This window comes from Mesorhizobium sp. M5C.F.Ca.IN.020.29.1.1, assembly GCF_003997375.1.
GTDB lineage: Bacteria > Pseudomonadota > Alphaproteobacteria > Rhizobiales > Rhizobiaceae > Mesorhizobium > Mesorhizobium wenxiniae.
On sequence record NZ_RZSW01000158.1, the window covers coordinates 1 to 11,652 of the forward strand.

8 protein-coding genes and 6 pseudogenes are annotated in these 11,652 nt (G+C 59.9%); 6 read left to right on the top strand and 8 right to left on the bottom strand.

What is annotated here, in order from left to right:
- Window positions 1-429: 429 nt before the first annotated feature.
- From EOA85_RS14820 to EOA85_RS14850, 7 genes and pseudogenes are all read right to left on the bottom strand, one after another.
- A complete protein-coding gene (locus EOA85_RS14820) occupies window positions 430-1,734 on the bottom strand; it encodes an HWE histidine kinase domain-containing protein (RefSeq protein ID WP_281033738.1) in 1,305 nt (434 codons plus the stop codon).
- Window positions 1,735-2,119: 385 nt separating this feature from the next.
- A pseudogene (locus tag EOA85_RS14825) lies at window positions 2,120-3,123 on the bottom strand (inorganic phosphate transporter).
- 4 nt (window positions 3,124-3,127) lie between these two features.
- Window positions 3,128-3,767, bottom strand: a pseudogene (locus EOA85_RS14830) (DUF47 domain-containing protein).
- Window positions 3,768-3,784: 17 nt separating this feature from the next.
- Entirely contained in the window at window positions 3,785-4,243 is a 459-nt protein-coding gene (locus EOA85_RS14835; protein ID WP_348627907.1) for an NUDIX hydrolase, read from the bottom strand.
- Window positions 4,244-4,319: 76 nt separating this feature from the next.
- Window positions 4,320-5,057: a hypothetical protein gene (locus EOA85_RS14840; protein WP_245485766.1), complete on the bottom strand. Its 738-nt coding sequence runs from the start codon at window positions 5,055-5,057 to the stop codon at window positions 4,320-4,322.
- A gap of 622 nt (window positions 5,058-5,679) precedes the next feature.
- A complete protein-coding gene (locus tag EOA85_RS14845) occupies window positions 5,680-6,060 on the bottom strand; it encodes a DUF982 domain-containing protein (RefSeq protein WP_348627908.1) in 381 nt (126 codons plus the stop codon).
- A 75-nt stretch (window positions 6,061-6,135) separates the two neighbouring features.
- On the bottom strand, window positions 6,136-6,438 hold the full coding sequence (locus EOA85_RS14850) for a DUF982 domain-containing protein (protein ID WP_127209966.1): 303 nt from the start codon (window positions 6,436-6,438) through the stop codon (window positions 6,136-6,138).
- Between the two features lie 482 nt (window positions 6,439-6,920).
- Here EOA85_RS14850 and EOA85_RS14855 point away from each other — a divergent pair, with 482 nt between their 5' ends.
- The 5 genes and pseudogenes from EOA85_RS14855 to EOA85_RS38980 all read left to right on the top strand — a co-directional run bounded on the left by EOA85_RS14855 (window position 6,921) and on the right by EOA85_RS38980 (window position 10,582).
- Window positions 6,921-7,535 carry a DUF309 domain-containing protein gene (locus EOA85_RS14855; protein ID WP_127209964.1) on the top strand — a complete coding sequence of 205 codons (615 nt, stop codon included), beginning with the start codon at window positions 6,921-6,923 and terminating at the stop codon, window positions 7,533-7,535.
- Between the two features lie 271 nt (window positions 7,536-7,806).
- A pseudogene (locus tag EOA85_RS14860) lies at window positions 7,807-8,270 on the top strand (MucR family transcriptional regulator).
- Between the two features lie 518 nt (window positions 8,271-8,788).
- On the top strand, window positions 8,789-8,917 hold the full coding sequence (locus tag EOA85_RS39875) for a hypothetical protein (RefSeq protein WP_281033739.1): 129 nt from the start codon (window positions 8,789-8,791) through the stop codon (window positions 8,915-8,917).
- A gap of 598 nt (window positions 8,918-9,515) precedes the next feature.
- A pseudogene (locus EOA85_RS38975) lies at window positions 9,516-10,022 on the top strand (PHB depolymerase family esterase); the annotation flags it as partial.
- Window positions 10,023-10,042: 20 nt separating this feature from the next.
- Window positions 10,043-10,582 (top strand): hypothetical protein, encoded by a 540-nt coding sequence (locus tag EOA85_RS38980; protein WP_245485769.1) that lies wholly within the window; start codon window positions 10,043-10,045, stop codon window positions 10,580-10,582.
- Between the two features lie 12 nt (window positions 10,583-10,594).
- On the opposite strand, the pseudogene EOA85_RS14875 reads toward EOA85_RS38980, so the two are convergent.
- Window positions 10,595-11,197: pseudogene (locus EOA85_RS14875) on the bottom strand (IS630 family transposase); the annotation flags it as partial.
- A 74-nt stretch (window positions 11,198-11,271) separates the two neighbouring features.
- Here EOA85_RS14875 and EOA85_RS14880 point away from each other — a divergent pair.
- Window positions 11,272-11,652 (top strand): annotated as a pseudogene (locus EOA85_RS14880) (hypothetical protein); the annotation flags it as partial.

An 11,652-nucleotide genomic window follows, 5' to 3' on the forward strand; every position in this document is an offset into this window, starting at 1 on the left:
GGGCGGAGGGGTCTCCCCGGTCTGCACGGAGCGAAGCGCAGGAAGAGGGCAACGCGTTGAAAGTACGCCAAACAACGCTAAGGGAGAACAAACGGTGATTTTCTTGGGTGCTCGTTTTGAAGGACTGTCCCGGGTCTGCTCGCATCAACTGTGTCGACCACCGGAAGGAGCAAGGAGCGCCCTTTGCTGACCTTCATGGCGCATCTACAAACCTGCCGTTCGCGCTATGACTTGACGCGACCCATTCGAGACGCCGGGGCGATGGGAGGAATGACTGCGGAACCCTCGGCAGCGGTCGTTTCGGGCCATGGGAGAACCCGTTCGATCCAGACCGGTTGCTGTGCCAGCATGCAGAACCGCAGCCTGACACTATCATGTGGATACGGGATTTGGCGGCAGTCCTCGCAGCCTCGACATGTCCGCGGGGTATTAGACCTGGAACTCAGCCGAAAATTCAGCTCCATCAGGATGCAGCGTAAGCCGGGAGCTGCCCTTCAGGGTATGGCGGAACGCGGCCTCTAGGACGCTCGTGCCGTAGCCGGTGCGGCTGGGGCTGATTATGATCGGGCAGCGTTCCCGCCAGCGAAACATTACAAGCGTCGCGCCCTCTTCGCCCGCCTCCAACGTCCATCTAATCTCAACTCGCCCCTCATGCGAAGCAAACGCGCCATGCTTGACTGCGTTGGTGGTGAGTTCGTGAACGGCCATTGCGAATGCCTGGACCGCATCTTGCGGTAGCGCGATTGCGGGGCCGTCGAGATTGAAATTCCCACCTTCCCGTCCGCCATGCGCCTGCAGCTCCAGCCGCAGAATTTCGGACATATCAACACTTCCTTTCGGCGCGCGCACCAACAGATCCTGCGTGCGTGCCATGGCACCGAGCCTGCTCTCGAAGGCGTGGCCGAATTCCTCAAGCGAACCACTGTCGCGCAGCGTTCGTCTTACCAGCGCATCGACGGTGGTTAGGACGTTCTTTATCCGGTGATGGAGCTCGCCCACCCGCGTTTCCCGCTCCTTCTCCATGCGGCGCTGCTCGGTGACGTCGCGGATCGCCAGCAAGATGAGGTCCAGATGGTCGAGGCGTCGGCCGTTGATGAGCATGATGCGGCGGCCAACGTGCTCAAAATCATGCTCCACTTCCACATCATCGAAGGCGTTGTTGTCGGGCAGGACGTTCTCAAGCAGCTCTCTCAGACGCGGGATATCCCATTGCCGATTGCCGAGCTCGTAGATAAGCCGCCCCTTAGTGTCGGCAGGAGACACCTGGAAGGCGTCGTAGAAGGGCTGGTTGGCGCGAACCACCTTCAGATCCCAATCGAGCACCAGCAGCGCCTCCCGGATACTGTCGATCAGCTTTTCCCCGAACTCGACGTGGCCTTCGAGTTCGAACCGGGCCTGTTCGGTCTCGGTGCGATCTGAGATGACCAAAAGGATCAGTTCAGGGCGGTCGCCCTCGGGCGGCAGCCGCCTCGCGTTCAGGATCATGATCCTTTTGCCGATCTCCGGGAACTTATGCTCTAGCCGGTAGTGCTCCACTACCGACTGCTGCGGCAGGATCTCTTCCAGGAGCCGACGGAGCTCGGGGATATTCCACTGGCCATTGCCGAGTTCGTAGAGCAGGCGCCCGCGGGTCTCTTCGGCGTCGACCTTGAACAGCCTATAGAACGCCGAATTGGCTTCCTCGACCGTAAGGTCGTATCTTAGGACCAGCAGCGGCTGATCCATGGTCTGCAAGATCGCTTCGGCAAGGCCAGTTGAACCGAGATTGTACAACGGGGGTGGCCTGCTTTCCCCCGAGGATTTTCGGTTGCCCATGCGTTACAATGAACAGCAGATTGAGCCAGAGTCCAGTTGGATAGCTTCTTGTGAGCCCTACTTGATCGGAAACAGAAGGAATGGCCTCTTTCTAACGTCAACCGGTCTGCGGCGCACGCAGCCAGAAAAGTCGGCTCGCCGCCCAACCGCGACGAAGAACGCTCCGCGGCTGTACGGCAGAACGAATCCTTCGGCCGGCTCGGTCGCGCCATTTCGCGACATTCTGGCCGCTCTCCAAAGCTGATCTTCGCGCAACGGCAGCAGTCGACCTTCGCGATCGTCAGTCAAACTTCCGGGCTCCGCATTAACTGAAGAGTGCCACGATTCCATAACAGCAAGCAGCAATCAGCGCCGTAGATGGCATGGTGATGACCCAGGCGATCACGATCGAGCCGGCTATGCCCCAGCGGACGGCCGAGATGCGGCGCGCCGCGCCGACACCGACGATCGCGCCAGTGATCGTGTGGATAGTGGAAACCGGAATGCCAAGCCAAGTCGCGCCGAACAGCGTGATCGCGCCGCCAGTCTCGGCGCAGAAACCCTGCATCGGATTGAGCCGGGTGATCTTCGAGCCCATCGTGTGGACGATGCGCCAGCCGCCAAACAGCGTGCCTAGCGCCAGCATCGCCTGGCAGGTGATCACCACCCAGAACGGCACGTAGAACTCGCCGCCAAGCATGGCCTGCGAGTAGAGCAGCACCGCGATGATGCCCATTGTCTTCTGCGCATCATTGCCGCCATGGCCGAGCGAATAGAGCGACGCCGACACGAATTGCAGGGTGCGGAAGGTATTGTCGACCGCGAACGGCGTCTGGCGCACGAAAATCCAGGAGACGGTGAGTATCAGCACCAGCGCCAGCACGAAGCCGGTGAGGGCGACAGCACGATGGCCGCGACCGTCTTCAGCAGCCCCGACCAGACGATGGCGACGCTTCCCGCCTTGGCGACAGCCCCGCCGACCAGCCCGCCGATCAGCGCATGCGAGCTCGACGAGGGTATGCCGTAGAGCCAGGTGATGATGTTCCAGGCGATTGCGCCGACGAGCGCCGCGAACACGACCTGCGGCGTCACGATGTCGGCGCTGACGATGCCCCTGCCGATGGTCTCGGCGACGTGGAGACCGAAGAATATGAAGGCTATAAAATTGAAGAAGGCAGCCCAGAAGACCGCATATTGCGGGCGCAGCACACGCGTCGAGACGACGGTGGCGATGGAGTTCGCAGCGTCATGCAGGCCGTTCAGGAAATCGAAGAACAAAGCGACGCCGATCAGGCCGACGAGAAGCGGAAAGGCGAGAGTGGGGTCCATCCGCTCAAACGTTCTCGATCACGATGCCGCTGATCTCGTTGGCGACGTCTTCGAAGCGGTCGACCACCTTTTCCAGCTGGCCATAGAGCTCGCTGCCGACGATCCACGCCATGGCGTCGGTCCTGCCGTGCCTCTGGAACAGTTCCTTCAGGCCTGCGTCGTGCAGCCCGTCGGCGCGCTCCTCGACCTTGGTGATCTCCTCGGCAAGAGCGCCGAGCCGTGTGACGTTGGCACCGACTTTTCCAGCAGCGGGATCGCCTCGGCGGTCAGATGCGCGGCCTCGACGATGACGGCGCCCATCTCGCGCATACGCGGCTCGAAGCTCGTTTGCTCGAACAGCCTCACCATCTTGACCACCTTGTGCATCATGTCGATGGCGTCATCCATCGACTGGATCAGGTCCTTGATGTCGCCACGGTCAAAAGGGGTGATGAAGCTCTTGCGCACGGCGAGCAGCACCTCGCAGGTGACCACGTCGGCCTGGTCCTCGAGCTCGACGATCTCACGGCAATGGCGCTCGACGCCCTCGCCGCCATCGAGCAGCTTCTGCAGCGCCTCGGCGCCGGCGACCAGGATGCGGGAATGGCGAAGAGGTCGAAGAACTTGTCCTCGCGGGGCAACAGCGCACGAAACCAATTGAGCATGTTTTATCCTGTAGCGTTCAGAAATGAGCCAGTTCAGGCGCTATAGATTCCAGTAGGGCAGCCAACTCCGGTTCATCGACCAGGAGTGCTGCTTGATCCGGCTTAAGCCAGGCCCGTCTTCGATACTTCTGCTCCTTCCATTCATCCAGCTCCTGCTGCACGTGAAGCGGGTATACGTTAACGGTTATCGGGACAAACGTGTCCTTCAATCGTTTCCAATAATGGAAGCTGCCAACGGATTGCTCATGCAAAGTGCCCACTACTCCGGCTTCCTCACCCGCCTCTTGAGCTGCAGCCTCGCGGTCTGGTCGACCCTTCATCGGCCACCCCTTGGGCAAGATGAAGCGGCCCGTTTGCCGAGACGTTAGCAGCAAGATTTCAGTGTCTCCGTCTGCAGCGCGGCGATAAGGCAAAGCGGCAACCTGTGCGATGGGCTTACCACGGCGCGCTCGCTTCCCCAGTTTCTTTTTCTTCAAAGGCCCGGCCATCCATTTCGCTGAGACCTTAGCCCGTATTGTCGGTAGCTGGCTAAATTTTTTGCGAAAGCCGCAGCTAGGTTCTTGGACGAGTCCGACGTCGCCCTTTGCACGCAAAACGGTTCTTCCTCACTTTGTGTGGAGCGGCGGCAGCATTCGCCCTCTCAGTCTCACAATTGGCGGAGTTGCTCTTGAGGCGCGCGCCGGCGAGTTCGAGGAGCGCGTAGGCTATCTCGTTCTCGGTCCAGCCGGATTCCGCTGCCCGCTCAGCCAATTGCTGGAAGGCGGGTTCCAAGGCGAGCTGGCATTGAAGGCCGCGATCCGGATGGTCGACCGGGCAGCTTGGTTCCACGATCGCAACGCTCGATCGCTTCATTGCAGGCCATGGGCTCTCGCCCCTCCCCCTTAGCCACACGAGGCGCGCCAGCTCACGTGTCGTTGGTGCGCGCCACGGCAACCGCTTCATCTTGTCAACCAGCCGCTCCAGCGATCCTGCGCGTTCCAGCTCCGCAAAGAAATGATGCGGCGTGACGCTACCGAGCCGGTGCATCTCGGCCAGGTTCCACACATATGGATAGTCGACCATGAAATCGGATCGAGGCGAGGCCTTGGACGGTTCAGCCTTGGTCAGGATGCCGCCGCCCACGAGCCGATCAGCCTTCTCGATGATTTGGCGCACCCTCAATTTCGACAGGCTATGTTCTTGCGCTAGGTCGGCGAAACTCTTGCCCTTCAGAAAACCTTCGACCAGGGCGACATTCCTATCGACGGTCGGGCTAAACGCCCAACAGGCGCGCAGTTTTTCCAGTATCATTCCGTTCGTTCATCCGGTTGTTCGCCCCCCTTGCAAACCCTACCCGGCCACATGGGCGCTTGGAAGACAAGACTCACATCATGGCGTACGTCCGCTGCGAAAACTGACATATACGATCAGCGACTTCTGGTCTCGGCACCGATGCGGCCGACGGCGGTTATGTGAATACGAAATATGCTGGCGATCACCATGATCGTTGTTGACCGCCGACCTCGCGAATGTCGGCTTCGACGGCACACCGGGCTCTCGGCAACGTTGAACAATTCCGTTTGAAGATGGTTGATTTCGTCGTCGAGGCTCGATCCATCAGGATCGGTGTCGACGAGTCTTTATTTTGAGGAACCCATATTCGTTTGACTCGCGCAATTCGCTGTACTGCGTATCATCGCAAGCGCGGGATTGCGACATCCTGCGAAGTGCCCGCGTTGCTGGAGAATCGATTTTGCGGAAGTAAAAAGGCCCCGGCGCTGGGTCGGCGCGCAGGGCCTTCAGGCATGTACGAGCTACCAGCATGTCCAGTTATGATCGTGCGCTATCATAATGAACAAACGCTGAATAATCGCTAGACGCCTGGACCACTCTGTCCGAGATGAACGAAATTCATGAGCGCGCGTCCAAGCTCTCAATCGCTGCGCAGAAGCTTTGCTTCGAGCGCGGCTGCCACAAAAGCACGCCGAGCGACTGGTGGATGAGCCTCACCTCGCAACACCTGCAGACAGGCGTCCATTGCTGCCTTGCGCTTCGCGGTCTGACGATGGAGATGCCGCAGCAGGATGTTGGACGCGTCATTGACATCGAACACGACACGCTCCGAACTGTGACGGCTGACTTGAACAACGACTGGCCTTTCAAATCTGCTCGAGCCGGTCATCACCCCCCCTCTACACCCAGCGGCGACAGCCTCGCTCGCATTTATTTCCTTACCGAAATATTCGGCTGCACCCTCGCAGCTAAACTTGGTCGCTGGCGTCCAAGAGATCGTCATGAGCGCTGTCTGGTTCATGTCGGGGTGGCGCGGATTGGCTAGCTCAATCTCGACAATGTCGCCTTGCGCCAGTGTCGCACAGTTGGTGCAAGCCTACGCCTGCACCTTTCCGCTGCCCGCCTTGCACGCAGCGATCCACTGCATGGCGGAGGTTGGGTCTTCCGATATCGCAACTCGCTTTGCAAAGCCGACAAAGGCATTGCTGGCAGCGTCTACCGGTATGTGCCCGGCATATGCATCACAACATGCCCTCAGGGCGGTCTCGTAGGTCAGGTCTCTGCGATCCTCGGGCCACTCATTGAGAAAATCGATAGCGTCCGCAAGACTGGCAATCTCTTGCACGATATAGCTGGCTCGCTTCACGAAAATGGGGCTGCTAAAAGCCTCAGCGTTCATTCGTTCCCCTCCACCTGCTCCATAGCCAATTTGCACGACCCGGGCCGCATCGACGCCCGCCGACCATTGCAGAAATGTGCTGTCAGGGCGATGACGATTCAAGAGGATGCGTGATCTGCATCCTCGGTAAGCAGTTCGGCTGCGCATCACCGCGAAGTCCGGCGAAACCTGCTCAGGCATCTATCTTCCTTCCTGGCCTGATCTGAGGAGAACATACCCCCGGGTGCCGTCATTCTCTAACGGCGTATGAACCACACAAAATTGAAAGGCCCCGTTTAACTGCCGAGCCACAATATGACCGCCTACGAAGTGAGGGCCCGCATGAACTGCCCGATGACCGCCGACGCAACCTCGCAGGTTCGTGAGATCTGACCGGCTGACAACTATTTGCCAAGACATTCCTGATGCGGCGGCTATGCACGGAACTGAGCATCTGTTCAGGGCCACGGGTGTGCTATACGGCTTTGATGACTATTGGTTCGATGTTGCGCCGGCGCTGGCTGCCGGAAAAGAGCTTTCCATCGTATGCGTATCTGCCGGGCAGGCAACCGCATCCCGTGCGCGACCCCGCGGGACATAGCTACAATAGCGAAGCCATGCCGTTGGCGGCAGAGGCGTCGCTGGACTCAGACATATTCCTTTGGGGTCTCGACCTCTTCAACCATGGGTATTACTGGGAAGCCCATGAGGCGTGGGAGGGTCTGTGGCAAGTTGCAGACCGAGGCGCTCCGCTTCGGACGCTCTTCAAGGGATTGATCCTGTTTTCGGCGGCCGGCGTGAAGATCCGCGAGGGCAAGCAGGCGGCGGCGATGCGTCATGCCGGACGCGCCGCGGCGCTCCTTCGTCGGCTGAACACGGCGGATCATACCTTCGAGCGTGCGCTCGGCATGTCACCTGCAGCGCTCGCCGAATACGCAGAAGCCGCGGCACGGATTCCGGCAGCCTTGCAGGCGACAGCGCTCGGTCAGCCCCAACCCGTGTTTGACTTCATTCTCGGACCAAGCTCCGGCGAAAGGCCGATCAGCTCGCAAAAAAACAAACAGTCATCCGTAGAAGTCGCCGGGAATAGACCGGCCCCGTTGGGCCAATGTCACTGACGAAAGACGAATGCCAGGTTTCGTTCACCTGGCCGTATTTTCGTGTAGCGCGGAATTTCGTCACGTTTTTTTTGGAATTACAAGAGCTCAAGACGGCATGGCTGCATATCGGTTCCGGCGCCTGGCAGCCGAAACGATTTCCGGGGCGAACGCCTATTAGCAATGGCTTTATGGCGATAATTATGCTGCCGAGACATTTATTGCCTTCAGCCACAACCATCACTATGTAGCGAGACTTCGCCTGCTGTCTTCAAGCCACCCGGAGAATTTCATGACAGAAGAAGCCGATCACAATCTCGACGCCCTCATCGAGCTTACCACCGACGTCGTCTCAGCCTATGTCTCGAACAATCCGGTCCCAGTGGGCGATCTCCCCGCCCTGATCGGCCAAGTACATGCGGCACTGAAAGGAACCTCCGTCAGCGTTTCCGCAGAACAGCCGCAGGCTCTCAAGCCTGCTGTCCCGATCAAGAAGTCGGTGATGGCGGACTACATCATCTGCCTTGAGGATGGAAAGAACTTCAAATCGCTGAAGCGCCATCTGTCGACCCACTATGGCCTCACGCCGGACGAATATCGCGCCAAATGGGGCCTGCCGGCGGACTATCCCATGGTCGCGCCGAATTACGCCGCTGCGCGCTCGGCCTTGGCCAAGACCATGGGTCTCGGCCGCAAACCGAAAGAGTCGGAAACGCCGGCGCGGCGAAGCGGACCGGCAAGAAGGTCGCAGCTTGACTTATCTCTCGAGGGTCGTGCGGGAGCGCGCGGCTGCTATCGGCATGATCTGCGCAGAATAGGAAAAGGGGGGACCAAACCACGCCTTACCCGGCGCTCATTCGCTCTTGCCGGGACGCAGGAGAAAATTTCAGCCAGTCGTCGCACAACCCACGCATCTCAAGGATCGCATCGTTGGCGACTACGCAGTCCATGGCACGCCACCACCATATCAGTGGCGGATCGCGCCGCAGCCCGGCATGAAGCTGCAAGCAAGGCTAATCGGTTCCGTCACCGCGTACTCCAGCTGAACATCGACATCATGTGCGCCGTCTTGTGAAGAAGCTACGCCTGGCGACATCAGCACGATTGACGCGGCCAGCGCCTACGCGGCCGAGTTCGCTATCCCTTCGTCTCCCTCAATCCGCGCCATCGCGTCCGCCGCATCTCGACGGAAGCCGCAATCGTCAGCGGCCTCTCGCGCGAAAGGCCCGAGGAGCGTATGTTCCGGCTTCTTGTTCGCGCCGGGCTTAGCTGCAGTGCGGCCGATCGATGCCCGCACGCTTTTTCGGGAGGCCAAAGGCAGCGCATCGGCTTGGCACGCGCGCGCGCTCATGCTGCAGCCGGATCTGCTTGTCGCCGACGAGCGCCAGCGCTCGACGTATTGATCGAGGCGCAGATCTGCCCTCCTTGCGACAGCGGAAAGGAGAGCAAATGACCAGCTCTATTAATCTCTACAGCCGCCAGCTATGGCAACGATTTTGAGAGTGGATCCTTTCGAGACCATGTCGATGCTTACCCACGTCTCGCTTTCGCACATGCGATATGCAATTTGTGCATTGCAATATATCCGGCGATCGATATGATCCTGTTGTCGGCCATCTACTCCTCACAGATGCGATGCCGACGCTGAATGCGGTGCACCTCCTCCCGCGCTGCATTTCAAATCGAGCCCACTGCCACCTCCTCCGGCAGTGGGCTTTTTCTTTGTATGAGCGCCAATTTGGCCCTTGGCCGACGTATTGGCTTCTAGGCGAGGCGAACTACGCCAGCCCCGTTTGGAGCGGGAGGTGACCTGGAGGCCCTCCGCAACAGTTCAAATGAACCTTGTTATTATGCAGTGCAGCAACGATACTGCTGCATCCGCGTTCTGCGCAGCGTCGTGGCCATCTTAACGGCCGACGACAAGGAATACTGATTTGCGAAAAATCTCCGACACCATCACCCGCCTCGCCGCATTCCGCGCCGGGCCGGGTTTTCAGACCAATGCCGCGATCGGTTATCGGATCTGGCGATTTCGGGTCCAATCCGGGTGCCTTGCGTGCCAGGATCTACGTTCCGGATGATCTGCCCGAAGCGGCGCCTCTCGTCGTGGTGCTGCATGGCTGCACGCAGACGGCGGCTGGCTACGACAGTGGCTCCGGCTGGTCGCAACTTGCCGATCAGGAAGGTTTTGCGCTGCTATTTCCCGAGCAGCAACGCGCCAACAATCCCAACCTGTGCTTCAACTGGTTCGTTCCCAGCGACACAAAGCGGAACGAGAGGCCCTTTCCATCCGGCAGATGATCGAGGCGGTTGTCGTCGAATATGGCCTCGACCCTGGGCGCCGCGGGAGGCGCCATGGCATCGGTGATGCTGGCGTGCTACCCGGAGGTTTTTACCGGTGGCGCGATCATCGCCGGCCTGCCCTACGGGAGCGCAAAGACCGCCTTCGACCGCATGCGCGGTTATGGCATGCCATCGGGTCGGCAATTGCAGAAATCCCTACGCGATGCCTCGCCGCACCAAGGTCCTTGGCCTACGATATCGGTCTGGCACGGCTCCGCCGATCATCATCTTCCAACGCTGATGCCATCGTCGAGCAATGGCGGGCCATTCACGGACTCGATGCACGTTCGACCCGATCCGAAATGGTGGATGGTCATTCACGGTATGTCTGGTGCAATGCTCAAGGACAGGAGCTGATCGAGGAATATCGCATCGCCGGAATGGGCCACGGTACGCCACTTGACACAGCCGGCGACGCCGCGCTGGGCGTTGGGGGTCCGTTCATGCTGGACGTCGGTATCTCCTCTACCCGGCATATCGCGCGGTTCTGGGGAATAGCGAAGCCGTGCGTAATGCGAGATGCGAAGACCAAGCCGGCAAGAGCCAACAGCGAGGCGCTCGCGCCCGGTTGCGCGCGCGCTTTTTCGATGCCCAAGGCTGGGGTTCCCAATGTCCCTCAGTCTGCGAAACGTGCAGACATCCCGCCTTCTCAGAAGCCCAACTCCGCCGCGGAGATACGAAAAGTCATAGAGGATGCCCTGCGATCGGCAGGCTTGATGCACTAGAGCACGTCCTGTTTAATCCGGTTCATATCCTGCGGCTTTGAAGTAATTGGCACATTCGGCTGGGGTGAAGAGGTCGACGACCGCGCCGACCACGTCCCACAGAGCCTTGATGGTTCTCTCGGCCTTTGCTCGCAGCAGCGCCTTGAGTTTGGCGAAGGCGTTCTCAATCGGATTGAAGTCGGGACTGTAGGGCGGCAGGTAGAGCAGGCTCGCGCCTGCGGCCTCAATCGCGTCGCGCACGCCGGCGGCCTTGTGGGCGGGCAGGTTGTCCATGACGACTACGTCGCCCTCTGACAACGTCGGGACCAGCACCTGCTCGACATAGGCCAGGAACACGTTGCCGTTCATAGCGCCGTCGTAGACGAAGGGCGCAGTCATGCCCGTCAGCCGCAGCGCTCCGGTGAAGGTCGTGGTCTTCCAGTGGCCATGCGGCACGCCGGCCCGGCAGCGCTCGCCGCGCGGCGCTCTTCCACGCAGGCGGGCCATCTTTGTGGAGAGGCCGGTCTCATCGATGAACACGAGCTTCGCCGGATCGAGATCGAGCTGGCCGTCGAACCAGTCCCGGCGCCGCTTCAGGATGTCGGGGCGATCCTGCTCCAGTGCGTGCGCGGACTTTTATGGAATGGCCCGCCCTCCTTCGAGGGCATCGCGCTAGGATGCCGGTGTTTGGAACCGGAGAAGGACGAGCCATGACGATCATGATACTGGGAATTGACCTTGGCAAGAACAGCTGCAGCGTTGCGGGATTGGATGCGGACGGGAAGGTGGTTCTGCGCCGCCGCATGCAACCGAAAACGATTGTGGGCTTCGCCTCGAAGCTTGCGCCCTGCACGGTTGCAATGGAAGCCTGCTGCGGCGCGCATCATCTGGGTGGGCTTCTGAGCGACCAGGGACATGAGGTCCGACTGATGTCGCCGGAATACGTGCGTCCTTACGTGAAGGCGCAGAAGATGGGATGGTTGCCGCCCTCCCCAGACGGCATCGCAATGTGCCAAGGTCGTGATGTTCAACGCCACGAGAAGGAGAGGACGGCAAATGAAGGATACTATGATCGGGGTGGACCTGGCAAA

Excerpts from the sequence above, each read along its gene's own strand:
- EOA85_RS14840 (WP_245485766.1), bottom strand. The coding sequence starts at position 5,057 with ATGATACTGGAAAAACTGCGCGCCTGTTGGGCGTTTAGCCCGACCGTC.
- EOA85_RS14845 (WP_348627908.1), bottom strand. The coding sequence starts at position 6,060 with ATGAACCAGACAGCGCTCATGACGATCTCTTGGACGCCAGCGACCAAG.
- EOA85_RS14850 (WP_127209966.1), bottom strand. The coding sequence starts at position 6,438 with ATGAACGCTGAGGCTTTTAGCAGCCCCATTTTCGTGAAGCGAGCCAGC.
- EOA85_RS14855 (WP_127209964.1), top strand. The coding sequence starts at position 6,921 with ATGTTGCGCCGGCGCTGGCTGCCGGAAAAGAGCTTTCCATCGTATGCG.